The organism is Kitasatospora sp. NPDC090308 (assembly GCF_044769485.1).
GTDB classification, from domain to species: Bacteria; Actinomycetota; Actinomycetes; order Streptomycetales; family Streptomycetaceae; genus Kitasatospora; species Kitasatospora fiedleri.
Genome location: NZ_JBIVXY010000003.1, coordinates 153443 through 178712, shown reverse-complemented (window position 1 = coordinate 178712; position 25270 = coordinate 153443). Strand labels below are relative to the sequence as shown.

14 protein-coding genes are annotated in these 25270 nt (G+C 75.1%); 7 read left to right on the top strand and 7 right to left on the bottom strand.

Features of this window, described 5'->3' with window-relative positions; all coding sequences use genetic code 11:
- Positions 1–102: 102 nt before the first annotated feature.
- The 7 genes from ACIQVD_RS08315 to ACIQVD_RS08285 are packed head-to-tail and all read left to right on the top strand — an operon-like array spanning position 103 to position 9046.
- Positions 103–1812 carry a class I adenylate-forming enzyme family protein gene (locus tag ACIQVD_RS08315; protein WP_402286961.1) on the top strand — a complete coding sequence of 570 codons (1710 nt, stop codon included), beginning with the start codon at positions 103–105 and terminating at the stop codon, positions 1810–1812.
- Complete coding sequence (locus tag ACIQVD_RS08310; protein WP_402286958.1) at positions 1812–3251, top strand: KamA family radical SAM protein; 1440 nt, start codon at positions 1812–1814, stop codon at positions 3249–3251. Before ACIQVD_RS08315 ends, ACIQVD_RS08310 begins: the two co-directional genes overlap by 1 nt.
- Entirely contained in the window at positions 3248–4312 is a 1065-nt protein-coding gene (locus ACIQVD_RS08305) for a RimK family alpha-L-glutamate ligase (protein ID WP_400678700.1), read from the top strand. Before ACIQVD_RS08310 ends, ACIQVD_RS08305 begins: the two co-directional genes overlap by 4 nt.
- Complete coding sequence (locus ACIQVD_RS08300; RefSeq protein ID WP_402286955.1) at positions 4309–5520, top strand: AMP-binding protein; 1212 nt, start codon at positions 4309–4311, stop codon at positions 5518–5520. Before ACIQVD_RS08305 ends, ACIQVD_RS08300 begins: the two co-directional genes overlap by 4 nt.
- The gene (locus tag ACIQVD_RS08295) at positions 5517–6935 is read left to right on the top strand and encodes an MFS transporter (protein WP_402286952.1); all 1419 of its coding nucleotides are present in this window, start codon (positions 5517–5519) and stop codon (positions 6933–6935) included. The genes ACIQVD_RS08300 and ACIQVD_RS08295 overlap by 4 nt, the downstream gene beginning before the upstream one ends.
- On the top strand, positions 6932–7771 hold the full coding sequence (locus ACIQVD_RS08290) for an SDR family NAD(P)-dependent oxidoreductase (RefSeq protein ID WP_400678694.1): 840 nt from the start codon (positions 6932–6934) through the stop codon (positions 7769–7771). The genes ACIQVD_RS08295 and ACIQVD_RS08290 overlap by 4 nt, the downstream gene beginning before the upstream one ends.
- A gap of 12 nt (positions 7772–7783) precedes the next feature.
- A complete protein-coding gene (locus tag ACIQVD_RS08285; protein WP_400678693.1) occupies positions 7784–9046 on the top strand; it encodes a phenylacetate--CoA ligase family protein in 1263 nt (420 codons plus the stop codon).
- A 52-nt stretch (positions 9047–9098) separates the two neighbouring features.
- On the opposite strand, the gene ACIQVD_RS08280 is transcribed toward ACIQVD_RS08285, so the two are convergent.
- The 7 genes from ACIQVD_RS08280 to ACIQVD_RS08250 form a co-directional block, all read right to left on the bottom strand.
- Positions 9099–9836: a ferritin-like domain-containing protein gene (locus ACIQVD_RS08280; protein WP_402286949.1), complete on the bottom strand. Its 738-nt coding sequence runs from the start codon at positions 9834–9836 to the stop codon at positions 9099–9101.
- Positions 9837–9982: 146 nt separating this feature from the next.
- The gene (locus ACIQVD_RS08275) at positions 9983–14152 is read right to left on the bottom strand and encodes a molybdopterin-dependent oxidoreductase (protein ID WP_402286947.1); all 4170 of its coding nucleotides are present in this window, start codon (positions 14150–14152) and stop codon (positions 9983–9985) included.
- 187 nt (positions 14153–14339) lie between these two features.
- Positions 14340–14726, bottom strand: a complete 387-nt coding sequence (gene paaI, locus ACIQVD_RS08270; RefSeq protein ID WP_400678690.1) for a hydroxyphenylacetyl-CoA thioesterase PaaI — start codon at positions 14724–14726, stop codon at positions 14340–14342.
- 212 nt (positions 14727–14938) lie between these two features.
- Positions 14939–21718: a toxin glutamine deamidase domain-containing protein gene (locus tag ACIQVD_RS08265; RefSeq protein ID WP_402286944.1), complete on the bottom strand. Its 6780-nt coding sequence runs from the start codon at positions 21716–21718 to the stop codon at positions 14939–14941.
- A gap of 6 nt (positions 21719–21724) precedes the next feature.
- Positions 21725–22636: a hypothetical protein gene (locus ACIQVD_RS08260; protein WP_402286942.1), complete on the bottom strand. Its 912-nt coding sequence runs from the start codon at positions 22634–22636 to the stop codon at positions 21725–21727.
- A 16-nt stretch (positions 22637–22652) separates the two neighbouring features.
- Positions 22653–24503 carry a hypothetical protein gene (locus ACIQVD_RS08255; RefSeq protein ID WP_402286940.1) on the bottom strand — a complete coding sequence of 617 codons (1851 nt, stop codon included), beginning with the start codon at positions 24501–24503 and terminating at the stop codon, positions 22653–22655.
- 97 nt (positions 24504–24600) lie between these two features.
- Positions 24601–25218: a WXG100 family type VII secretion target gene (locus tag ACIQVD_RS08250; RefSeq protein ID WP_402286938.1), complete on the bottom strand. Its 618-nt coding sequence runs from the start codon at positions 25216–25218 to the stop codon at positions 24601–24603.
- Between the last annotated feature and the right edge of the window lie 52 nt (positions 25219–25270).

Here is a 25270-nt window from a genome sequence, read left to right as displayed (position 1 = left end):
CCATCAGTTAACCATCCCGGCAAGCCTTCGGACCATTTTCCCCCGGACCGGTGCACGCCCCACGAGGGCCGTCCCGGCGACCCGTCCTGCTTGGAGACCCCCATGAGCGACCAGACGCCCCTCGCCCCGCTGTCCGTCCGGGAGCGGTTCATGACCGATCCGGACCTCGGCGCGGGGAACTTCCTCGACCGGGCGGTCGAGGCGAACCCGAACCGGGCGGTGCCGTACGCGTTCTCCCACCGGCTCGACCACCGCGGCGAGGTGGTGCTGGTCGGGCACAGCCTGCTGGACCTGGTGGCGCTGCGCGACCGGTACGCGGCCTGGTACCACGCGATGGGGGTGCGGCCGGGCGAGCCGGTGGCCGTGGTGGTCGCGGAGGGACTGGAGCCGCTGCTGCACTTCTTCGCGCTGACCGCGCTGGGGGCCGTCCCGGCGCTGGTGAACGACGCGATGCGGCCGGACGTGATGGTGCGGTACCTGAACCACGTCGGCGTGGTCGGGGTGGTGGCGGACGACACCACCCGGCTGGCGTCCGCGTACCGGCAGGACCCGCAGCGCCGGCCCCGGTTCCTGGCGCTGACCGCCGAGGTGCAGGCGTTCGACGCGGCCGCCGCGCCGCTGCCGGCGGAGTACCCGTACCGGCACGCGGCCGAGGACGTGGTGGCGCTGATCCACTCCTCGGGGACGACGGGCACCCCGAAGTCGACGATCCTGGCGCACCGGCAGTTCTGGGAGGGCAAGCAGCCGCGGATGGTCCGCTTCCCGGCCGAGTCGTCCGACCGGCTGATGTCGCTGATGCCGCACACCCACGCGGGCGGTCTGAGCTACTTCCTGACCGCGACGCTGCTGGGTCTGCCGACGGTGGTGATGGCGGGCTGGCGGCGGTCGGTGGTGGAGCCGGTGATGGAGGCGTTCCAGCCGACCATGGTGGCCTCCTTCCCGCGCACCTTCGTGGAGTTGGCGACCGGCGAACTGCCGGTGAGGGGCGCCGCCAAGGTGCACTCCTGGTTCAACACCGGCGACAGCGCGCACTACGGGCACGTCCGGCGGCTGGTCCGACTGGGCGAGCGCCCGGCCGGGTTGATCCGGCCGTGGCTGCTCCCGCAGGAGAAGGCCGAGCAACCCGCGCTGCCGGGTTCGCAGTTCGTGGACGGGCTGGGCTCCTCCGAGATGGGCATGGCACTGTTCGGGCAGGTCACCTCGCCGGAGACGGAGCGCGCCGACCGCTGCGTGGGCAAGCCGTCCGAGGTGGTGGAGCACGCCACCGTGCTGGACGAGGACGGGGCCGAGCTGCCGGTCGGGGCGGTCGGCCTGCTGGCGGTGCGGGCGCCCTCGATCACGCCCGGGTACTGGAACAACGCGCGGCTGACCGAGAGCTTCCACCTGTCCGGGTACTGGCTGACCGGCGACGTCGCCCGCCGGGACGCCGAGGGCCGGTTCTTCCACCTGGACCGGACGGTCGACGTGATCGACACCCTGGACGGGCCGGTGTACAGCCTGCCGCTGGAGGAGGTGCTGCTGGCCGACTGCGCCGAACTGGTGCAGGACTGCTCGGTGGTGGGCGTCCCGCACCCGGACGGCGGGCAGCGGCCGATCGCCGTGGTGCGGCTCCAGCCGGGAGCCGGGTCCGCCGACGAGGCCGAGCTGTTGAAGGCGGCCAACGCCGAACTCGGCCGGGCCGGGCTGGCGGAGCTGGCCGCGCTGCTGGTGGCCCGCGCGGACGGCGACTTCCCGCTCGGCCCGACCGGCAAGGTGCTCAAGCGGGAGCTGCGCACCCGGCACGCCGGCCTGCTCACGTCGAGAGTCTCCTGATGGAGCGGCACAGCGGCTCCGGTCAGCCGCCGCCACAGCCCTACCAGTACGTGCGGCAGCCGCTGGTGGAGCCGGACTGGCGGCGGCTGCCGGGCTGGCGGGAGGTGACGGCCGCGCAGTGGCGGGACGCGCAGTGGCAGCGGGCGCACTGCGTGCAGGGCGAGCGGCAGTTGCGGCAGGTGTTCGGGCCGCTGCTGACCGACCGGTTCTACGACGAACTGGCGGCCGACCAGCGGGAGTTCGCCACCATGTCGGTGCTGGTGCCGCCGCACATGCTGAACACCATGGCGGTCGGGGCGCCGCTGGTGCCGGGCGCGTTCACCGAGGCGTTCCTGGCCGATCCGGTGCGCCGCTACATGCTGCCGGTGCGCGCGGACCGGCTGGCGTCCTGGCCGAGCCACCCGCTGGCGGCCAGGGACTCGCTGCACGAGGCGCAGATGTGGGTGGTGGAGGGGCTGACCCACCGCTACCCGACCAAGGTGCTGGCCGAGCTACTGTCCACCTGCCCGCAGTACTGCGGGCACTGCACCCGGATGGACCTGGTGGGCCGCTCCACCCCGCAGGTCGCCAAGACCCGGCTGGTGCTGCGTCCGGCGGACCGCGAGGAGCAGATGCTCGACTACCTCAAGCGCACCCCGTCGGTGCGGGACGTGGTGGTGTCGGGCGGCGACCTGGCGAACGTGCCGTGGCCCCGGCTGGAGTCGTTCCTGCTGCGGCTGCTGGAGCTGGGCTCGGTGCGGGACGTCCGGCTGGCCAGCAAGGCGGTCGTCGGCCTGCCCCAGCACTGGCTCCAGCCCCGGGTGCTGGCGGGGGTGGAGCGGGTGGCCCGGCTGGCCGCGCGGCGCTCGGTCAACCTGGCGGTGCACACCCACGCCAACCACGCGGCGTCCGTCACCCCGCTGGTCGCGGAGGCGGCCCGGGCCCTGCTGGACGCGGGCGTGCGGGACGTGCGCAACCAGGGCGTGCTGATGCGCGGCGTGAACGACACCCCGGCGGCGCTGCTCGACCTGTGCTTCGCGCTGCAGGGCGAGGCCAACGTCCTGCCCTACTACTTCTACCTGTGCGACGTGATCCCGAACGCCGAGCACTGGCGGCTGCCGCTGGCCGCGGCGCAGCGCCTCCAGGAGGCGATCCTCGGCTACCTGCCGGGCTACGCCACGCCCCGGCTGGTCGCGGACGTGCCGCACGTCGGCAAGCGCTGGGTGCACCAGGCGGTGGGCTACGACCGGGTCCGCGGCATCTCGTACTGGACCAAGAACTACCGCACCGGACTGGAGCTGCGCGGGGCCGGGGGGCCGGGCGGCGGGGACGGGCTGGACCACCGCTACCCGTACGTGGACCCGGTGGACACGCTGCCGCCCGAGGGCCGCGCCTGGTGGGCCGAACGGGCCGGCACCGAGCGGGAATTCGACCTGAGCGAACTGGAGGAGAGCGAGTGAGCGAGCCGCAGGCGCCGCTGCGCCGGATGTGCTGGATCTTCCCGGACCGGGAGTCGAGCCGGTCCGGGGCGATGTGGAAGCACTACTTCTGGGACATGTACGCGGAGATCGCCGCCGAGCTGGGCCTGGCGTGGACGATGCACGCGCCGGAGGCGGTGACGGTGGACGGCACCGACCCGGGCCGGCCGCGGGTGTACGTGGACGGCGAGCCGGTCACGCCCGGGGACACCCTGTTCATCACGGCGCTGTACTCGCTGCCGTACCAGTCGATGGACGTGTTCAACCAGTTGACGCTGTGCGCGGTGCTGGAGCAGGCCGGGTTCTACCTGCCGTTCCCGGCGCAGGTGTCGCTGCTGGGCAACGACAAGCTGGCGACGGTGCTGTTCCTGGCGGACTCGCCGGTGCCGCCCGTCCCGTCGGTGCGGATCGGCTCCGGCCGGGACGTCTCCAAGCACCAGTACGAGGCGGCGCTGGACGGCCTGACCTTCCCGGCGATCGTGAAGCCGTCCGGCTGGTGCGGTGGCGGCGGGATCTGCCTGGCCCGCTCCCGGGAGGACGTGCGCGGCCTGGCCAGCCTGGCCCAGGGCGGCGACACCGTGCTGGTGGCGCAGCCGTACCTGGGGGACGGCACGGTCGACTACCGGGTGTACGTGATCGACGGGCGGCCGTACGCGGCGCTGCGGCGCACCCCGGAGGCGGGCTCGCCGGTGGCCAACGCGAGCCGGGGCGGTTCGATGGAGTTCTGCGAGGTCCCGCCCGAACTGGTCGACGCCACCGGCTACTTCGCGAAGAAGCTGCCGATCCCGTTCTTCTGCGTGGACTTCCTGCACGACGGCGAGCGGTTCTGGTTCTCCGAGCTGGAGCCGGACGGAGTGATCGCCCCGGACCTGGACGATCCCGGCCGGCCGGTGCAGCGGGACGTCACCCGGGCCCGGTTCGCCGCCTACCGGGACGCGCACGCGGCCTTCCTGGCGGGCGGGGGCGGCCCGGCGCACGGCCCCGCGAACGGCCTTCCGAACGGTCTCGCGGACGGTCTCGTGGACGGCGGTGCGCGGCGATGACCTTCTCCCTCACCGAAGCGGAGGCGGCGGACGGCCTGGCGGTGGCCCGGCGGACGCTGGAACTGCTGCGCGGCGTACCGGAGTTCGGCGAGCGGTACGCGGACGCGACGGCGCCGTCCTCGCTGGCGGAGCTGGCCGCGCTGCCGCCGCTGGCCAAGGACGACCTGAACACGGCGCTGGCGCACCTGGAGCCGGCCGCCGAGAGCGGCGCGACCTGGCTGTTCCAGAGCGGCGGTTCGACCGGCGCGCCGAAGGTCGGCTACGCGCCGACCGGGTTCTACATGGCGAAGGTGCACGAGCACTGGCAGCCGCTGGAGCGGGACGACGTGTTCGTCAACGCCTGGGGCGCGGGCCGGATGTGGGGCGCGCACTTCCTGGCGGCGGGCCTGGCCGACCTGTCCGGCTGCCGGGTGATCGCGCTCGGGTCGGTGACGGCCGAGGAGTACCCGGAGTGGCTGGGCTTCCTGGCCGACCGGAGGGTCACCGCGATCGGCGGCACCCCGAGCGTGCTGCGGCTGTGGTTCGCGCACGCCCGCGCCGCCGGGATCGAACTGCCCTCGCTGCGCAAGGTGCTGTGGCTGGGCGAGGCGTGGCAGCCGCAGCTGGAGGAGGACCTGGCGGCCGTCGCGCCGAAGGCCCGCCGGCACGGCATGTTCGGTTCCACCGAGACCTGGGTGGTGGGCTCCAACTCCCCCGACTGCCCGGCCGACACCTTCCACCCGTTCCCGCACCAGCTGGTGCACGTCGGCGCGGACGGGCTGCTGGACTTCACCTCGCTGGACCCGGCGATGCTCAACCCGGTGCTGCGCTACCGCACCGGCGACGCGGGCGAGTTGGTGCCCTGCCCGTGCGGGCGGCCGGGCCCGGCGATGCGGGTGCTGGGGCGCCGCGACAACGTGGTGCAGGTCCGCGGCCTGGGCCTGCACGTGGACGAGCTGCTGGCCCGGGTCGAGCGCGAGCCGGGCGTCACCCGGGCCCAGGTGCTGGTCACCGAACAGGGCGGCCGGGCCAAGGGGGTGGACGTCCTGGTGCTCGGCGAGCTGCCGGACCCGGACGCGCTGCGGCGCGAACTGCTGTCCGCCACCTTCACCTTGAGCACCGCCTTCGTGCACGACCCGGAGAACGTGCGGGTCCGGGTGGTGGACGCGCTGATCAGCAACGACCGCACCGGGAAGACCGCCGGGTTCGCCGTCCGGGAGGAACTGTGAAACTGCGCAGCCCCGAGCAGCTGGGCCGGGCGTTCAACCTGTTCTGGTTCGGCAAGTCGGTCTCCAACGTCGGCGACCGGGTGACGGTGTTCGTCGTCCCGACCCTGATGATCTTCGTCCTGCACGCCTCCGCGTTCCAGGTCGGCGTCGTGGCGATGGCCCAGTACCTGGGCATCCCGCTGCTCGGGCCGGTAGCGGGCGTCCTGGTGGACCGCTGGGACAAGCGGCGCACCCTGATCGCCTGCGACCTGGTCCGGCTGGCGGCCGTCGCGGTGATCCCGGTCGCGTACTGGCTGGACCTGCTCTCCACGCCGCTGCTGTTCTGCTGCGTGGCGGCGGTCTCCGGCGCCACGATCTTCTTCAACGTCGGCTACCTGGTGGCCGTCCCGGCCGTGGTCGAGCAGCCGCACCTGGTGCGCGCCTACTCCCGGCTGGAGGGCAGCGGCTCGGTCGCCGAGGTCTCCGGGCCGTCGATCGCCGCCGCCCTGTACGCGGCGCTCGGCGCGGCCTCGCTGCTGGTCGACGCCGCCAGCTACCTGGTCTCGGCGGTCTGCTTCCGCTGGATGCGGCCGTGGGGACAGCCGACCGTCGCCCAGGGCTCGGTGTGGCAGCGGCTCACCCTCGGTTTCCGGCTGAACTGGCAGGACCCGGTGCTGCGCCGGGTGGTGCTGGCCGCCGTCACGCTCAACTCCGGCGGCCCGGTGTTCGTCACCGTCATGCCGGTGCTCGCCTACCGCGGCCTGGGCGTCACCGTCGGCGTCTACGGCGCCGCGATGTCCACGGCCGCGGTCGGCGCGCTGCTGGGCGCGCTGGTCGCCCCGAAGATCGGCGAACGGCTCGGCATCGGCCGGACCCTGGCCTGGGCGCTGCTGCTGCACTGCCTGGTCGGCCTGGGCGTGCTGGCCGCGCCCGCGCTGCCCTCCGGGCTGGTCATCGCGGCCACCATGGGCTGCTACGGCTTCTTCATGTCCTGCATCAACGTGTGTTCCGCGCCCGCCCGGCAGTCCCGGATGTCCGCGCAGCACCAGGGCGTCATGCACGCCGCCTTCCGCACCGCCACCTGGGGCGTCATCCCGCTGGCCGCGCTGGCCGGCGGCCTCGCCGTCTCCCTGCTCACCGGCCCGCTCGGCGTCCTGGACGCGGCCCGCTGGACCATGGTCGGCGGCACCCTGCTGGCCGCCTGCTCCTTCCTGCCCGCGCTCGGCATCCAGTCCCGGATGGACGCCGACCTGCCGAAGGCCGTGGACCGGATCGCCGGGCCGGCGCAGGACGGCGGTTCGGCGCAGGCCGACGGCGCCGCGGAGGCGGGCGGTCCGGCGGAGGCGGGCGGTCCGGCGGAGGCGGGCGGTCCGGCGGAGGGCGCGGGCCCGGCGGGGGCCGGCGGCCCGGCCGAGCCCGCGGAGGTCGTGAAGTGACGGGCCGCCAGGTGCTGCTGGTCACCGGCTGCTCCTCCGGCATCGGGCTGGCCACCGCCGCGGCGGCCGACCGGGCGGGCTGGGCGGTGGTCGCCACCGTCCGCGACCCGGGGCGGGCCGACGCCCTGCGGGCCGCCGCGCCCGGCGCGCGGGTGCGGCGGCTGGACGTCACCGACGAGGAGTCGGTGGCCGACTGCTTCGCCGGGCTGGAGCGGCTCGACGCGCTGGTCAACAACGCCGGGATCTCCAACTTCGACCCGACGCTGGAGATGTCCACCTCGAAGGCGCTGCGCGCCAACCTGGAGGTGAACTTCTTCGGCACCGTGGCCGTCTCGCGGGCCGCGATGCCGCTGCTGCGCGCCTCCGGCGGGCGGCTGCTGACCATCGGCAGCGTGCACGGCGTGGTCGGCCAGCCCTTCAACGAGGCGTACTGCGCGGCCAAGTTCGCCGTCGAGGGCTTCATGGAGGCGCTCGCCCCGGTCGCCGCCGCGCACGGCGTACGGGTGTCGGTGCTGGTGCCCGGCTACGTCCCGGACACTCGCTTCGGGATCTTCCCGGACGTCAACCGCCGTACCGTGCAGGCCGCTTCGGGCCCGTACGCGGAGACCTTCGCCGCGTACGGCGCCCGGATCGGCGCGCACTGGGCGGGCGCCGGGCAGCCCGCCGCGGAGGTCGCCGAGGCGGTGCTGCGGGCGCTGGCCGAGGAGCGGCCGCCGTTCCGCATCCCCACCGGGCCGTGGGCGGCGGCCTACCTGGACGCCAAGCTCGCCGACCGCGACGGCAGCGCCGTCCAGCGGCTCGCCCACGACTGGATCGGCCTGAACCCCCTGCCCTGAGGAGCAACCGCCATGCCCGCACTGCCACTTCACGCGCTCGTCGACCACGCCCGGCGGCACTCGCCGTTCTACGCCGAGCTGTACCGCGACGTGCCCGCCGTCGTCACCTCGCTCGCCCAGCTGCCCCTGATCGACCACGTCGCGTTCTGGTCGGCCAACCGCTGGCCCGACAACCGGCTGCTGACCGGCCCGCTCACCGACGCCGCCGTCTACAAGTCCGGCGGCACCACCGGCGCGCCCAAGTTCTCGCCGTGGACGCGCTCCGAGCACGTCGACTCGGTCAGCGCGTTCGGCGCCGGGCTGGTCGACGCCGGGCTCAAGCCCGGGCAGAAGGTCGCCAACCTGTTCCGGGCGGGCGAGTTCTACAGCGGCTTCCTGTTCATCGAGGGGGCCCTGCACCACGCGCCGATCGACAACGTCCGGCTGCCGGTGGCCACCGCGCCGGACGAGTACGTCGCCGACCTGATCCACTCCTTCGGCGTCGACGTGCTGGCGGGCGAGCCGATGAAGCTGTCCGCCGTCGCCGAGACGCTGCTCAAGCAGGACCGGCCCGCCCCGCAGGTCGAACTGATCCTGTTCGGCGGCGACATCCTCTTCAACGACCTTCGCCCGCTGCTGCGTTCGGCCTTCCCGAACGCCGCGCTCTCCTCGATCGGCTACGCCTCGGTGGACGCCGGGCTGGTGGCCGGGCCGGTGCCGGCCGGGGACGACCTGCGGGTCCACCGGGCCTTCCCGAACCGGACGGTGGTCGAACTCGTCGACGACGCCACCGGCGAGCCGATCACCGAACCCGGCGTCCCCGGGCGGGTGGTGGTCACCAACCTGTTCCGCACCCTGGTGCCGATCCTGCGCTACCCGGCGGGCGACCGCGCCGAGTGGACGGACACCGAGCGCGGCACCTTCCGGCTGCTCGGCCGCTCCACCGAGGGCGCCCGGATCGGCATCGTCACCATGCCCACCGAGGACGTCCGCGACGTGCTGCTCGCCCACGATCCCGACCACCGCATCACCGGCCTCCAGTTCGTCCAACGCCGCTGGGAGGGCCGCGACGGCCTGGTCATCCGGCTCGGCCACACCACCGACGCCCCGCCCTCCGCCGCCTTCACCGAGACACTGCGGCAGGCCGTCCTGGACGCCCGGCCCGCGTACGTCTCCGAGACCGCGATCGGCGCGATCCACCCGCTCCGGGTCGAATGGGTGCCGCGCGGCGAGCTGGTCACCAACCCCCGCACCGGCAAGCTCCGCCAGGTCATCGACGAGCGTCCCGCGCACTGACCGCCCCGGCCCGGGCGCGGCGCACCGGCGGCAGCGCCGACGGGTGGCCGCCCTACTCGGTGAGCGGGTCCGCCGCGACCCGCCCGGGGCGGGCGGTCATCCGGGCGCCGACCGACCAGGCGTGCCGGGTGACCGCGAGCAGGAAGCGGGTCCGGGAGGCCCGGACGGCGTGCAGGGCGGGGCCGTGGTCGACGGCGACGAAGAGGGCGCCGGCCAGCGCCAGCAGGAGCCAGACGAGGTTCATGAACGGCCGGGCGGCGGGCGGTAGTTCGGTGGCGGACTGGTGCAGCCGGCGGACGTGGAACGGGATGTGGCGGCGCTCGTCGCGCAGGATCCGGTCGGTGACCTCGCGGGCCAGCGGGTCGGCGAGGCCGTCCCGCAGGCTGCGGTAGTACTCGACGGCGACCAGCTCGGCGACCATCAGCACCATCAACTCGGTGCGCAGGCCCAGCAGTCGGCGCACCCGGACGAAGATCCCGTCGCTCCAGTGCCCGTCCAGCAGCGGGACGCCGGCCGCGCCCAGCAGCTCGGCCAGCAGCCGCGCGTGGTTGCGCTCCTCGGCGACGAACAGCCGCACCGCCGCCGAGTACTCCGCGTCCCCCGCCAGGTCGGCCTTGGCCCGCAGGTTGGCCCCGTCCCCGTTCTCCCCCACTTGGAACTTCTGCAGGCTGCGCGCCACCACCGCGGGCAGCCGCACCCCGTGCCCCCACTCCGGATCGGCGATCCACTCCCGGCGCGCCCGCTCCGCCTCGAACTCCGCCACCCACTCACCGAATCCGCTTCCGGGCATGGCTGCGCCCCCGCTCTCGTGCCTGTGCTGCGCCCGCCGCGCCGACGGCACGCGGGCATACCGGGACGAACACCACGGTTCGGCGGCGCCCGACCCGTACGCTACCGCACTCCTGAACGCGTTCAAATAGCTGGCGCGGGCCTCGCTCAGTACACGTCGCGGACGTAGCGCTTCTCGGCGGCGAGGGACTTGACGTAGGCGGCGGCGTCGGCCGGGGTGAGGCCGCCGTGGGTGGTGGCGAGGTCGCGCAGGGCGCGGTCGACGTCCTTGGCCATCCGGGAGGCGTCGCCGCAGACGTAGAAGTGGGCGCCGTCCTGGAGCCAGGACCAGAGGTGGTGGCCGTGTTCGCGCATCCGGTCCTGGACGTAGACCTTGGCGCGCTGGTCGCGGGAGAAGGCGGTGTCGAGGCGGGTGAGGGTGCCGTCGGCGAGGTGGGCGGCGAGTTCCTCGCGGTAGTAGAAGTCGGTGGCCTCGTGCTGCTCGCCGAAGAACAGCCAGTTGGGGGCCCGGTGGCCGCGGGCGCGGCGGTCGTCCAGGAAGCCGAGGAAGGGGGCGACGCCGGTGCCGGGGCCGACCATGACCATGGGGGTGGCGGGGTCGGCGGGCGGGCGGAAGTGCGGGGAGCGCTGGAGGTGGACGGGGACGGTGGCGCCGGGTTCGGCGTCGGCCAGGTGGGTGGAGCAGACGCCGCCGCGCGGCCGGCCCTTGAGGCTGTCCCAGCGGACCACCGAGACGGTGAGCGAGACCTGGTGGGGGTCGGTGAGCGGGCTGGAGCAGATCGAGTACTGGCGGGGCTGGAGCCTGCCGAACACCTCGGCCCACTCCTGGGCCGAGGCCCGGACGGCGAACTCGGCGGCCACGTCCACGGCCTGGCGGCCCCACGTCCAGCGGGCCAGCGCGTCGGTGTTGTCGGCGCGCAGCAGGGCGCGCAACTCGCGTTCGTCGCGGGTGCGTTCGGCGGTGAAGCGGAGCAGCGCGGGGCTGACCCTGGTGATGTCGAGGTGCCGGGCGAGCGCTTCGCGCAGCGGCAGCTCGCCGGGGCCGGGGAGGGTGACGGCGCTGTCGCCGGACAGGCCGGTGACGGAGAGCCATTCGTCCACCAGAGCGGGCGAGTTGACCGGGTGGACGGCGAGCGCGTCGCCGGCCGCGTAGTCGAGCGGGAGGCCGAGTTCGCCGGTGTCGAAGGTGAAGCGGCGGACCTCCTTGCCCGAACCGGCCCCGGAGAGCAGGCGGTTGCCGGCCAGCCGAACGGGGACGGTGCTGCGGCGCGGGGCTGCGGGGGCCGCGGTGGTGACGGTGGGGGCGGTGGGGGCGGTGGGGGCGGTGGGAGCAGGGTCCGCGGGGACGGCGGGTGCGGTGGCCTGGCCGAGGGCGGTCAGGACGCTGTCGAGCCAGCCGTCGGCGGTGCGCTCGTAGTCGGGTTCGCAGTCGGCGCGCGGGGCGAGGCGGTGGGCGCCGAGTTCGGCGAGGCGGGTGTCGAGGCGGCGGCCGTGGCCGCAGAAGTCCTGGTAGTTGGAGTCGCCGAAGGCGAGGACGGCGTAGCGGCGGCCGTCGAGGCGGGCGGGGCGGTCGGCGGTGAGGGCGTCCCAGAAGCCGGCGCCGTTGTCGGGGGCGTCGCCGTCGCCGTAGGTGGAGGTGATCAGCAGCAGGTCGGCGTCGCCCGGCAGGGCGGCCGGGTCGGTGTCGGCCATCGCGTGCAGCGCGGCGGGGTGGCCGTCGGCGGTGAGGCGGGCGACGGCGGTGGTGGCGAACTCCTCGGCGGTGCCGGTCTGCGAGGCCCACAGCACGATGAGCTGCCGGGTCGGCGCGGCGGGCGCGGCCGGGGCGGGTTCGGCGGCCCGCGAGTACAGGCCGGCCAGGGCGCCGTTGACCCACTGGGCGTGCCCGGGGTCGAACGGCGCGTCGGCGGGGAGCACCGGCACGCCGGGCCGTCCGGTCGGGATGGCGGCCAGGAAGCCGGCCAGGTAGCGGCGTTCGCCCTCGGCGAGGACCGGCGGGGGCGCGGCATCCAGCCCGAACACCGCGGCGGCGGACCCGGGGGCGGCCACCGGAACGGCGAGCGGGACGGCGGGCACGGGCGCGGGCACGGGCACGGGTACGGGCGCGGTCGCGGGCGCGGGCGCGGGCGCGGTGACGGCGGGCGTCGGGACCCTGGTCAACGCCACCGCGCAGTACTTGAGTTCGGGCTGGAAGGAGAGCGGGTCGACGGCGTCGGAGGTGACGGCGTTGACCGACAGGTACTCGCCGAACAGGTCGTTCCAGTGGAACGGGGCGAAGCAGCTCCCCCGCTGCACCCGGTCGGTGACCTTGGCGGGCAGCACGGCCCGGCCGCGCCGGGAGGAGACCTCGACGCCGTCGCCCTCGCCGATGCCGAGCGCGGCGGCGTCCTCGGGGTGGATCTCGACGAACGGCGACGGGTTCAGCTTGGCGAGCTTGGCGACCTTGGCGGTCTTGGTGAGGGTGTGCCACTGGTGCGGGAGGCGGCCGGTGTTCAGGACGAACGGGTAGTCGTCGTCCGGGAGTTCGGCCGGGTCGAGGTGCGGGCGGGGGTGGAAGGCGGCCCGGCCGGAGGGGGTGGGGAAACGCGGGGTGCCGTCGGGCCGCAGGTAGCGGATCGGGTTGCGGTCGGGCCCCTCGGGGTCGGCGGCGGGCCACTGGACGGGGGTGTCGCGCAGCCGGGGGTAGGAGGCGCCGCGCAGGTCCCAGCCGGTGACGGGGTTGTGGGCCCGTTTGAGCTCCTCGAAGACCTGCTCGGCGTCGGTGAAGTCGAAGCCCTCGGAGTAGCCCATGGCGCGGGCGACCTCGGCGATGATCCGCCAGTCCGGGAGCGCCTCGCCGGGCGGGTCGGCGGCGGGGCGGGCCAGGGTGAGGTTGCGCTCGCTGTTGATCAGCACGCCCTCGGTCTCGGTCCACAGCGCGGCCGGGAGCACCACGTCGGCGTAGGCGTTGGTCTCGGTGTCGGTGAACACGTCCTGGGTGACGACGAGTTCGGCCCGTTCCAGGCCCTCGATGACGGTGCGCCGGTTGCCGACCGAGGCGACCGGGTTGGTGCAGATGATCCAGCACGCCTTGATCTCGCCGTCGGCCATCCTCCGGAACATCTCGACGGTGCCCCTGCCGACGCCGTCGGCGCGCAGCGTGCCCGGCGGCAGGTCCCACAGCCGCTCGGTGAACTCCCGGTCGGCGGCGGCGAGGACGGAGCGCTGGCCGGGCAGCCCGGGGCCCATGTAGCCCATCTCGCGGCCGCCCATGGCGTTGGGCTGGCCGGTCAGCGAGAACGGGCCGCTGCCGGGGCGGCAGATGGTGCCGGTGGCCAGGTGCAGGTTGACCAGCGCGTTGGTGTTCCAGGTGCCGTGCGTGGACTGGTTCAGCCCCATCGTCCACAGGCTGGTGAACTCCCCTGCCTCGCCTATGAGTTCGGCGGCCCGGCGGATGTCGGACTCGGCCAGGCCGGTGAGTTCGGCGACCCGGTGCGGCGGGTAGTCGGCGAGGAGTTCCGGCATCGCCTCCCAGCCCTCGGTGTGCCGGGCGATGAACTCCGGGTCGGTGTGCCCGTCCGCGTGCAGCAGGTGCAGCAGGCCGTTCAGCAGGGCCAGGTCGGTGCCGGGGCGCAGTTGCAGGAACAGGTCGGCCTTGGCGGCGGTGGCGGTGCGCCGGGGGTCGACCACGATCAGCTTGGCGCCCGCCTTGACCCGGTCCATCATCCGCAGGAACAGGATCGGGTGGCAGTCGGCCGTGTTGGAGCCGATCACCAGGAACACGTCCGCCAGGTCGAGGTCCCGGTACGAGCCGGGCGGGCCGTCCGCGCCCAGCGACAGCTTGTAGCCGGTGCCCGCGCTGGCCATGCACAGGCGGGAGTTGGACTCGATCTGGTTGGTCCGGACGTACCCCTTGGCGAGCTTGTTGGCCAGGTACTGGGCCTCCAGGCTCAGCTGGCCCGACACGTACAGCGCGAACGCGTCCGGCCCGTGCTCGTCCACGATTGCCCGCAACCGCCGCCCGGTGGCGGCGATCGCGTCGGCAACCGGCGTCGGCACCGGGTCCTCGCCGCGGACGGTGCGCACCAGGGCGGTGGTCAGGCGTCCGGGCGCGGCCAGCAGGTCCGCGGTGGTCGCGCCCTTGGTGCACAGCCGGCCCCGGTTCGCCGGGTGGTCCGGGTCGCCGGAGACCTTCCGCACGGTGCGGCGGCCGTCCGGGCCGGTGCCGACGTCCAGGAGCAGGCCGCAGCCCACCCCGCAGTAGGAGCAGACCGACCTGACCTGTCCGGTCCCCGGTCGCTGCGGCTTCGCTGCGTCCTGCGCCACCTGTCCGGCCACGGGAGCCCTTCCGTTCGACCTGCACCTGCCTGCGGCGACTGTAGGAAGGGCGCGTTTCGCGGCTGTCTCCGCGGCGCACGGCCCGCGGTTACACCGGCCGCACAGCGGGGCGGGCCGCCCGGTGAGGGCCCCTGCGCCCCGCCGGGGCCGTCCACGGGGGCCGCCCGCGCCCGCGGGCCCCGGCGGCTCAGCTGCTGTGCGGCACCCCGGCGACCAGCACGCTCTGGCCCCGGAACTCGGCGACCACCGCGCCCGCGGCGGTCCGCACCGTGACGTCGTAGACGCCCTGCCGGCCCGCCAGGGTCCGCTCCACGGCCTCCGCCACCAGCTCGTCGCCGAGCTGCGCCGGGGCCAGGAAGCTGATCTGCGCGCCCTGGGCGAGCGCGACCGGCCCGTAGCTGTTGCAGGCGTAGGAGAAGGCGGCGTCGGCGAGCAGGAACACGTACCCGCCGTGCCCGATGCCGTGCGCGTTGGCCATCTCCTCGGTGACCTTCATCCGCGCCACCGCGCGCCCTCCGGACACCTCCTCGAGCACGATGCCCGCCCCGCCGGCGGCCCGGTCGCGCTCGAACATTGCGTCGATCCTGGAACGTCCCACGACGGCTCCCCCGGTGAGCTGGTCATTCGGCGAAGCAGCATTAGACCGACCGCGCTGACGGCCTGTCAATGACGTCCCCGTCCCGTCCGAGGACGGCCCGGGGACGGGGACGGGCAAGCCGGGCAGAACGGGCCGGACGGGCAGAACGGGCCGGACGGGCAGAACGGGCCGGGACGGGCGGCACCGGGCTACTGGACCGGCTCCATGGACAGGAACGGGTCCGGGGCCGCCAGCCCGTCCGGGCCGGGACGGAAGCGGACTCCGGGGATGCCCAGGGTGTCCGCGATGCCGGGGGCCGGCGGCCTGCCGGGCGGTGCCGGATGGGTGCCGACGTGGTGCGCGCCGACCACGACCAGGTACCGGCCCGCGGTTCCCCGCTCCTCCCGGTGGGTGTTGATCACCTCGTGCGCGTAGGCGTTCATCCGGCGGGCCCGCTGGTACAGGTTGGGGTCCACCGGGAGCCCCGGCGGGACGGGGTCCTTCGGCTTGCGGGCCGGGTAGCCGTCGATCAGCCGGACGTCGACGGCGTTGACCCTGGCCTGCTCGAGGACGTCCAGGACGGCGTCGGCGTTGCGGCCGCTCTGGCGCCGGACGATCTGCTCGAACAGCGCGCTCCTGGTGCCGTCCCCCGCCAGGTAGTCGTCCAGCTCGCGCTGGAAGGCGTCGTCCCGGAACTGCTCCAGGTACACCGTCCTGACCTCGTTGGCGTGCAGGGCCGCCATGTTGTCGCGGAGGAAGGTCCAGGTCGCGGGGTCGCCGTGCTTCTCGCCGAGCACGAAGCCCTGGTGCTGCCCGAGCAGGTCCTGCGCGTGCCGGACGGCGTCCGCCTGGGGGGTCAGCAACTGGCCCACGGCGTCCGGGGCGGGCCGACCGGAGTGCCGGCGGGCCGCCAGGTCCGCGGCCAGGGCGTCCAGTTCCTCCAGGCGGGTGTCCTGCTCGTGCCAGTACCCCCGGGTGGCCGGGTCCTGCGCCCCGTACGCGGCCAGGAACTCGGAGTCGCCGAGGAGGTGCCCGTTCGTGACGGTCCCGCCGCTGCGCCGCAGACCGTTCTCCAGCAGTCTGCGGGCCGGACCGGCGACCCCCGGATAGCGGTCGCTGAGCGTGGTCGGGTCGAGCTTGGAGGAGAACTCCCGGGTGCGCACGTCGAAGGTGACGTCGGGGTCGCCCGCGGGGCCGAGCTCGATCACGTCGCCGACGCGCCGGCCGCGGTGGTGGTCGACGTGGTCCCGCGTCATCAGGTCCCGCAGGTCGTCGGCGGCGCGGTCCAGGTCCTGGTCGGCGTTCTTCCGGCTCCGCACCTCCTGGTCGTACTGGCCCCGGAACTTCAGCGTCAAGGGCGGCTTCGGCAGCTTGGGCAGCGGCGAGAACGTCCCCGCGGTGGCGGCCCCCGCGGGCGCGGTGTGGCTGACGCCGATGCCGTCGGACGGGTCGGTACCGTGGGCGGTCAGGGTGCCGAAGCGGTCCATGAAGGCCGGGTCGTGCGGGCCGGAGAGGTTCTGCTCGTGCGGGCCGGCGACGGAGGCCCAGAGCGTCCAGTCCTCGCCGAAGCCCCCGGGGAGCCGCCCGTCGGCGGTGCTGACCCGGCGGTCGGTCAGGTCGGCCCAGCGCAGGGTGCCGTCGCGGTCGTGGACCAGCGCGACGGCGTGGCCGTCGCCGTGCGGGCCGGCACCGATCACGGTGGCGAAGCTGCCCGGGCCGCCGGCCTCCACCCGAGCCGTCAACTCCTTGACGGCGCCCGGCCCTTCACCGAAACGGGCCGGGGCGTCGTGCCGCTTCCACAGCGCGTCGCCACCCGCGTGCTCGACCTCGCCGTGCAGGGTCTGCCCGGAGACCCGGGGCCGCCCGAAGTGGGTGTCCCGGTACGCCTCGACGTTCTCCAGGCAGGCGTTCAGGTCCCGGCCCGGCCGGGGCGCGTCCGGGCTCTGGTGGACCGGCGCCTCGTGCGGATTCACCTTCTGCAGCAGCGTGTTGCTCATCGGCGGGTGCAGCTTCGGCTCGCCGCCCAGGTAGTCCACCAGCTCGTGCGCGAGCGGGTGCTCGGGCCCGACCGCCCGGAAGCCGCGCCCTGCCAGCACCGCCGGGTCGTTCTCGTACGCGGGAGTGCGGCGGCGCTTCGCCGGGGGTTCGACAGGCGGGGTGGGCTCGGTGGGCGAGGTGGGCTCGGTGCGGGGCGCGGATTCGGTGGGCGGGGTGGGATCGTAGGGCGGCGCCGAGTCGTCGGGCAGCGCGCGCTTGGCCGACCGCGCGGTGCCGGTCGGCGGGGGCGGCGGCGGGGACGGCGGGGACGGGTGCGACGCCGCGGGGGGCGGCGGGGGCGGTGCGGCGGCCAGGTCCGCGGGCTGGGTGGTGGCGTGCTGGTCGGCGGCGGGCTGGTGCCCGGTCGCCGGTGTCGGAGTCGGTGTCGGAGTCGTTGTTGGCGTCGGGTCGAGCGGGCTCAGCCGGAGTTCGCCGGGCGGTGTCCGGTAGGCGGCCAGTTCCCCGGACGGGTCGGTCAGCTTCACCCGGGGGACGCCCAGCATGTCGGCCACGCCGTGGATCGGGGCGCCGCTGCCGACCGGGTGGTCGTAGGCGTGGGCGAGGCCGGTGACCAGCAGGTACTTGTTCGGGCGCTGGTGGGTGTCGATGGTGTGCCGCATGTACGAGTTGAGCATCCGGGCGCGGTTCTCCTTCGCCGCGTCGGAGCTCTGGGTGTCCGCCGACGCCGGGTACCCGTCCACCGCCCGGACGTCGACGCCGTGCGCCTTCGCGGCCTCCAGCGTCCGGCGGAGCTTGCCGCCGTTCTGGTTCGCCCCGGCGGAGCCGTCGCCGCTGTTCCACCTGTCGTCGTAGGCGGCGACCATCCGGTCGAGGTTGTGGGGCATCGGGGCGTCGGCCGGGCCGTGCAGGTAGGCGTCCAGCAGGTGCTGCGCGGACTCGTCGCGCAGCGCCTCCAGGTAGAGGGTCTCGACGCCCGCCGCCTTCAGCGCCGCCATGTTGTCGTGGAGGAAGCCCCAGCTGGCCGTGTCGCCGTGCTTCTCGCCCAGCACGATGCCGCCGTGGTCCTGGAGCAGCCGCTGCACGCCGTCCAGCGCGGAGGGCGACCCCGAGAGCCGGTCGGCGACCCGGGCCTCGGGCACCGGCCGCCACGAGGTCCGCGCGTCCTGGTACGCCTGCCGTTCCAAGATGTTGCGGCGGACGTCCTGCTGCGCGTGGTGGCTCTCGGTCCGGTAGTCGAGCCGGCTGCCAGCCGCGAGGACCTGGTTGCCCGGCATCACCATGGAGTTCGGCACGTGCTCCCGGAGGACGGGGACCGTCGAGGGGTTGAACTCCTTGTACACGGTCGTGAAGGTCAGCGGGTCCTGCTGCACCTTCAGCGCGTGGTCCTTGCGGCTGTACCGGACGTCCGGCTTGCCGTTCGCCCCCGGCGTCACCGAGCCGTTCCCGCCCGGGGACGCCACCGGGAGGTGCGAGTTGACGAGCTCCAGCCGCGGGTCGTCCGGGGTCCTGCGGAACTTGTCGGCCAGCCGGTTCACGCCGAGGTCGAACGCGCTCCTGGTCGGCGGGATCACCAGCGCCACACCGCTCGGGTGGGCGTGCAGGAACGCCAACTCGGCGGCGGTGGGCGCCTCGTGCAGCGGCTTGACCGTCGGTCTCGGCCTCGGCTGCTCGGGCGGCGGCGCGGGCAGCTCGCCGTCGGCGGCCCGGGGGCGCGGGGCCCCGTCCGGCTGCGGGTGCGACCGCGCCGGTGCTTCCGGACGCGGGTGCGGCTCGGGGTCCGGGTGCGGACGCGGGTGCGGCTCGGGGTCCGGGTGCGGGTGCGGGTGCGGCTCGGGGTGCGGCTGCGGGTGCGGTTCGGCGGTGCTGGCGTCGTTGCCCTCGACGTGGGCCGTGAACTCGCGCAGGCCCGCGTACATGTCGTTCTCGGCGGCGGTGGCGTGCACCGGGTTGGCCCCGCCCTGCCGGTCCGGGGCCGGGCCGTACAGCTTCTCCAGCAGCGGCAGCATCTCCGGCTCGTTGCGCCGCACCCAGTCCGCGCCGTTGTTGCGCGGCGCGCCGGTGTACGGGTCAGTGCCGTGGTTGGTGCCCAGGTAGGCGTTGGTGAGCTGGGCGAAGTACTCCTGCTCGTCCCGGGCGGAGTAGTTCTTCTCCCCGTTCGCGCCGTGGCGCGGGCCGTCCGGCCAGACCGCGTCCGGGTCCGCATCCTTCCTGCGGAAGGTCTCGGTGATCAGCCGCTGCCCGGCCTCGTCGAGGCCGTGCCGGTGCAGGGTGTGGCTGAACTCGTGGGTGGTGGTGGAGTACCCGTCCTCGTAGTGGCCGCCGTGCCCGATCGAGGTGTCCTCGCCGAGCAGGTTCTCCTCGGTGACGGCCGCGTGCCGCCCGCCCGAACCGCGCATGTCGTCGTACGCCCGGCCGGCCGCCGCCTCGGAGTCGTTCCGCACCGTGCGCAGCTCGTGCAGGCTCGGCACGTCGGTCATCCGGACGTCCTTCGGCACGATCACCACGTCCGCGCCGTTCTTCAGCAACCGCGCGGCGGTGTCCGGGTCCCGGAGCATCCGGGCGACCTGCTGCTGCGCCTCCAGCCGCGCGGACGCGGCCCGCTCGGCCCGCGGATCGACGTGCACGATCAGCTCGGACGCCGTCCGGGCGAACTCGTGCGGCGGCAGCCCGTCGCGCAGCGCGTCCACGGTCCGCGGGTCACGCGCCAGCCAACGCCGGTTCTCCGGGCTGAGGTTGGCGATCTCCTGGGCTCGCTCGCGCGGCGACATGCCGGGCAACTCCCGTCGCAGCCGGTCCGCGTCCGCCGGACGGACGGCCTCCGGCTTCGGGGTGGGGCCGGCGTGGTCGGTGTAGTCGGCGTGGTCGGTGTGGTCGGCGTGCGAGTGGTCGGCGGACGGGCGGTCGGGGCGTCCCGCGTCCGGGCGGATCGAACCGCCGACCGGGCGTTCCGTGGCACCGGACGGGCCGGACGGGCGGGCGGACGGCTCCGGACGGACGGGGCCCGGTGCGGTCGGGCGCGACGGCTGGTGGCCGCCACCGCCGCCGGTGTGACCGGCATCCGTCGGGACGGTTCCGAGGCCGCCCGTCATCGGCACCTGCGCCGGACCGGACTGCGCACCGGCCCCCGTCGGAGGCGCCGCGTCGGCACCCGGGTACCCCGCCCCCGTCGCCGCGTCCGGCTGCGCCGGTCGGACCGCCGTCGCTCCGGCACCCGCCAACCGGGACCCGGCGTCGATGTGCGCGGCCCCCGCGAGGTTGGGCACCGCGCCCGCACCGCCACCCGAGGTGGCAGCGGGGGCGGCGGCGGGCGCGGAGACGGGCCGGGGCGCGTCCGACTCCCGTGAAGGGACGCCCTCCTGCCGACCGCCTGACGGGGACGCGTGCTCCGGCGAGCCGCCCTGCGCGGCGTCCGTCCCGTGGACGGGCTGGACATCCGGACGGACGCTCGGCTGGGACGGGGACGAGGACGGTGCCGCTCCGTGCGAACCGCCCGACTCGTGGCCGGACGGGCCGTCGTGCCCACCCGTCGCCCCGCCGTGGGACGGCGGGAGCACGTCACCGGCACGGCCGGAACCACTGGGCGCGTCGTGGCTGCCCGAGCCGCCCGCCGTGTCGGCGTGCGACGGCGGCGACGCGTCGTGACGACCCGCACCACCCGCCACCTCGGCGTACGACGGCGGCGGGGAAACGTCGTGGCTACCCGAGCCGCCGGGCGTGTCGTGGCTGCCCGTGCTGCCCGTGCTGCCGGTGCCGGCCGTCGCCTCGTGGCGGGACGGCGGCGGGGCGGTGTGGCTGCCGGTCGCCTCGGCGTACGACGGCGGGGGTGTGTCGGTGCGGCCGGAGCCGAACGGGGCGAGGTCGCCGGGCTTTCCGCTGCCGGTGCCCGTGCCGCTGCCGGGACCGACGTTACTGCCGCTGCCGGAACCCGTCTCGGTCGAACCGGTGCTCCCGTTGCCCTCCGGGCCGTGGTAGCTGTTCTCGCCGCCACCGGCGGAGTCGGGCTTGACGAAGGACGGCGGCGGGCCGTCCTGGCGTCCGCCGGTGCCGGGGGCGGCGGGGCCGGGGATGTCGAGGTGCGGGCCCTCGCCCGGCTTGGGGGCGTTGCCGTGGGCCCTGGCGGCGGCTCCGGCCGCGTGCAGGCCGGCGCCCGCGCCGCCGGACAGGCCGGAGCCGAGCAGGGAGGAGCCGTCGACCTCGCCGGTGGTGATCAGCTGGGTGAGGGCGTCGGCGCCGACGCCGACCGCCGCGCCGGTGCCCATCTTGCCGACGGTGGAGCCCAGTGCGGCCTCCATGCCGAGCTTCTTGCCGATGCCGCCGATGCCCGCGCCTAGCAGGTGCCCGGTGGCGCCGCCGATCGCGCCGCCGAGGGCGTTCTGGCCGACCTCCTTCATGTCGATGCTCTTGCGGTGGCCCTCGGCGAGTTCGATGCCCTGGGCGAGCAGGTTGATGGCGGCCATCTGGGCGGCCTGCTTGGCCGCCATCTTGACCATCTCGACGGCGAGCTTCTTCAGGATGCCCATGACGATCTGCCGCTGGGTCTGGACCATCACCGGCACCTGGAGCATCGAGGCTCCGGCGGTGACCACGGACTCCGCCTCGGCGGTGGCGATCTCGAAGGCCAGGATGCCGAGTTGGACGACGATCTGGATCTTCGCGGTCTCCGCCGAGTTGGCCATCTGCTCCAGCATGTCGCCCATGCCGTTCAGCGCGTTGACCGTGCCGCCCAGCCGACCGGGGTCGTTCTCGGTGCCCTTGCCGACCGAGAAGTTGACCCAGTAGGTGCCCAACGACTGGGCGGCGTTGCCCTGTTGGCCGTCCAGGGAGCGTTTGATCGCGGTGTCCGCGCCCCGTGCGGCGTCCTTGAGCCCCTCGGCGGTCCTGCGGCAGTGCTCGGCCATGTCGCGGAGCTGGTCCTCGTCGGCTTCCGGCCAGCGGCAGCCCGCGAGCAGCAGGAGCACCCACTGGAGGGGCTCCGGGAGTTCGACAGCCATCGTGGGTCAGTGCCTTCCGCTCTGGGTGAGGTGCGGCGTCATCGGGACGTGCACGGGGTTACCGGGCGCGGACGGCGGCGGGGGGAGCGGCGCGCCGCCCTGGTCCCGGCCGCCGAAACCGGAGGTGATGGCGGCGTCGGCGTCCTGGTAGTTCTCGCCCATGGACTTCAGGCCGTCCGCGATGTTCCTGAGGTCGCCGGAGAGCTCCTTGAGGACGGCCAGGGTGTCGTGGCTGTACTTCAGGTAGCCCTTCTCGCCCTCCGCGAACTTCTTGCCCGAGTCGTCCTTCCCCCACGGGTCCTGCGCCTCCAGCGACGGCAGGTAACCGCCCAGCGCGCTGCTCAGCGCAGCCACCTGCTCGGACGCCGCGAGCAGCGGCGAGACCGCCGCCAGGTACTGCCCGGGGTCCACCCGGAAGCCCGCGCCGGCGTTCCCGGTGCCCCCGGCCCGCGCCGCCGGGGCGGCCGGGGCGGCCGTCTGCCGACGGGGCGTCAACGCCGCACCGGCCGGCACCCCGGCCCCCTGCTTCAACACCGCGTCCACCGTCCCGGCACCCTCCGCCGGCACCCCGGCCGTGGCGAGCCCCCCGACCCGGTACGCGGGAGTCGTACCCTCGACGGACTCCGCCGGTATCCCCGCCTTCGGCACCATCCGCGCCGAGTACGCGGGCGTGGTGCCGTCGCCGAACTCCGCCGGGACTCCCGCCTCCGGAGCCGTCCGCGCCGAGTACGCCGGGATGACGCCCTCGGGCAGGACCGTTCCGGTCCGGGCGTGCTCCACGCCCTCGGGCAGCGCCGTCCCCGTCCGGGCCGGTTCCACGCCGTCGGGCAGGCCGAACCGGGCGGGGACAGGGTCGGCGGGGTGGCGGCGGATGGTGTGGGCCGGGGTGGTGAACCAGGCGGGCTCGTCGGTGGTCATGGGTTCCTCTCCTGGTTCAGTCGGCGGTCGGGACGGCGAGGCGGGTGAGCGCGGCGCGCAGGAAGGGGCTGGGGACCTGGTAGCCGCCTTCCTCCCGGATGGGTGCGGGCTTGGCCGCCGCGGTGGCCGGGCGCGTGGCGGCCGGTGCGTCCGGCACGGCCGGTGCGTCCGGTGCGTCCGGTGCGTCGGGGTGGCCGCGGCGGGCGGCGGCGGAGCGGGCGCGGTCGAGGTAGGCGTCGTCGCGGTCGGTGGCCGGGGCGGTGGTGGTGGCGTCCCGGCCCTTGGTGGCGTCGGCGGTCGTCGTGGTGCCGTCCGCGAGGACGTCCGGGTCGTCGCCCGCGGCGTCGTCGGTGCCGCGCAGGACTCCGGTGAGCAGGGCGAGTGCGTCGCTCTCGCTGGCGGGGGTGACGGGGGTCTCGGCCGGGGCGGCCTCGGTCTCGGGGACGGCGAAAGCGCCTTCGGCGCGGGCGTCGTCGAGCCACCGGCGGCGGGCCAGTTGCCACTTTCGGTCGCGGGGGTCGGTCTCGGCGGCCTGGCCGAGGATGCCGCTGTCGCCCTGGGGCCGTTCCCCGTCCTCGGACTCGGCGCCGAAGCGGGTCGGGCTGAGGAAGCGGTTGCCCTTCTTGCCGTCCTTGCCCGCGCCGCCGCGTCCGCCGCCCGTGCCGCCGGGGCCGTGCGCGCCGCCCGCGGTGCCGCCGGGTCCGGCCCCACGTCCGGACCCGGCGGCGGAGAGGAGTCCGGCCCCGGCGCGGCCGACGGCGGAGGCGGCTCCGCCGAGGCCGTTGGCGGCTGCGCCGACGGTCCCACCCGCCAGGGCGCCACCGCCACCGCCGAGGCCGAACGCCCCGGCCCCCGCCCCGGACCCGGTCCCGCCGAACGGGGACAGCGCGCCGGAGCCGGAGCCCCCGCCGAGCGCGCCGCCCGGGTCCGGCCCGGACAGTCCGGCCAGGCTCAGGCCCCCACTGGGACTGAGCGGGCGGGAGGAGTAGACCGGCAGGCCGTCGCTGCCGGAAGTGAGGTCGGGGACGCCGGGGGTGAGCGGTGTGAACGGCTGGATCTTGGACGTCTTCCCCCCGCCGAGACCCCCGAGGCCCCCGAGACCGCCGGGGCCGCTGCCCGTCCCGCCCGCGCCGCCACCCGCGCCGCCGCCCGCCCCGGAGCCGAAGCCGCCGCCGTCCGGGCCGCTGCCCGAGCCGCCCGCCCCGTCCGCGCCGTCGCCGCCGGGCGGCGGGGTGATCCCGTCCAGCCCGGTGCCGGGGCCGCCGCTCCCGCCGGGGCCGCCCGTCCCGGGGCCGCCGCCGCTGCCGTTCAGGGCGCAGGTCCTGGCCATGCCGGTCATCTCGGCGATGTGGCCGGCGCTCTGCCGGAGCATGGTGTCGACGCCGTTGCCGACCTGCCCGATGTACTGGTGGTAGACGGCGGCGGCCTGCTTGACGCCCTCGGACTGGGCGATGTCGCTCTTCTTGCCCGCCGGGTGGGCCGCCATGTACTCCTTGGCGTACTGGAGTTCGCGGATCATCTCGTTCTTGGTGCCGGTCACCGCCTGGGCCGCGCCGTGCAGGGTCAGGGCGATCGCCTGCCCGGCCTGGAGCGTGGTGGCGACGTGCGAACCGGCCCCGGAGGCGAACTTCCGCAGGTACTGCGCGAAGCTGTCGGCGGCCGGCCCGGACATGCTGGCCATCGCCCGCTGGGCGGCCTGGACGATCGCCTGCACGTGGCCGTCGGCGGCCTCGTTCCACCGGTCCCAGGAGGCGGCGAGGTCCGCGAGCAGGTCCTCGTTGCCGTCGGGGAAGAAGATGTCCTTGCCGTTCTCGTTGCTCTGGACGGTCTTGAGCACGTCGGCGAGTTCGGCGGGCAGCTGGATCATGGCGGGCGGCTCTCTCGGGGACGGTCGGGGAGGCGGCGGGCGCGGAGCGGCAGGGCGGGGCGCGGCAGGGCCGGATGACGGAGACGGAGACGGGGCGTCAGATGTAGTTGAGCCGGCCGCCTCCGCCGCCCGGGTGGACCTCGGGGTGCGGGACGGGCTTGTTGTAGTCGAGGTCGGGTGCGGTCGGGTCGTGGTACCCGATGCCGGGCGCGGTCTCGGGCGCGGGCCCGGGCTCGGGTACGGCGGCGGGCACCGGCCCGGACGGCGGCCCGGACGGCGGCCCGGACGGCGGCGCGGTGACGGGGAGCGGCACCGTCCCGCCCGCGCCCCCGCCGCCCGTACCGCCGCTCCCCGTACCGCCGTCGCCGCCGCCGGTGGTGGTGATCCGGCGCAGGTCGGCGGCGTGCTCCTCGTCGATGCTCTGGTGGCGGGCGGCCATGGTCCGGAGGTTGGCGGCGACGGCGGCGGCGTTCTGCAGGAACGCCTTGATGCCCTCCAGGACCTGGGTCTGGTGGGCGCCGAGGCCGCCGACGGCGGAGCTGTCGCCGACCAGGGCCTTGCCGAGCAGGTCGGTGCCGTACACCGCGTCCTGGACCTGCTTGACCTCGGCCTCCAGCTGGTTCACCGGCCCGTTCAGTTCGTCGAGCAGTCCGGCGATGGCCGTGGCCGCCGCCTGCACCTCGTCGAGGTCGATCTGCACCGTCTCGCCCGCCACCGCGCCCCTCCAGGGTCTTCAGGTCTCCCGTGTCCGCGGACCGCGCGCCGCT

Coding starts and splice junctions, on each gene's coding strand:
- ACIQVD_RS08315 (WP_402286961.1), top strand. CDS start 103: ATGAGCGACCAGACGCCCCTCGCCCCGCTGTCCGTCCGGGAGCGGTTC.
- ACIQVD_RS08310 (WP_402286958.1), top strand. CDS start 1,812: ATGGAGCGGCACAGCGGCTCCGGTCAGCCGCCGCCACAGCCCTACCAG.
- ACIQVD_RS08300 (WP_402286955.1), top strand. CDS start 4,309: ATGACCTTCTCCCTCACCGAAGCGGAGGCGGCGGACGGCCTGGCGGTG.
- ACIQVD_RS08285 (WP_400678693.1), top strand. CDS start 7,784: ATGCCCGCACTGCCACTTCACGCGCTCGTCGACCACGCCCGGCGGCAC.
- ACIQVD_RS08280 (WP_402286949.1), bottom strand. CDS start 9,836: ATGCCCGGAAGCGGATTCGGTGAGTGGGTGGCGGAGTTCGAGGCGGAG.
- paaI (WP_400678690.1), bottom strand. CDS start 14,726: ATGTTCGAGCGCGACCGGGCCGCCGGCGGGGCGGGCATCGTGCTCGAG.
- ACIQVD_RS08265 (WP_402286944.1), bottom strand. CDS start 21,718: ATGGCTGTCGAACTCCCGGAGCCCCTCCAGTGGGTGCTCCTGCTGCTC.
- ACIQVD_RS08260 (WP_402286942.1), bottom strand. CDS start 22,636: ATGACCACCGACGAGCCCGCCTGGTTCACCACCCCGGCCCACACCATC.
- ACIQVD_RS08255 (WP_402286940.1), bottom strand. CDS start 24,503: ATGATCCAGCTGCCCGCCGAACTCGCCGACGTGCTCAAGACCGTCCAG.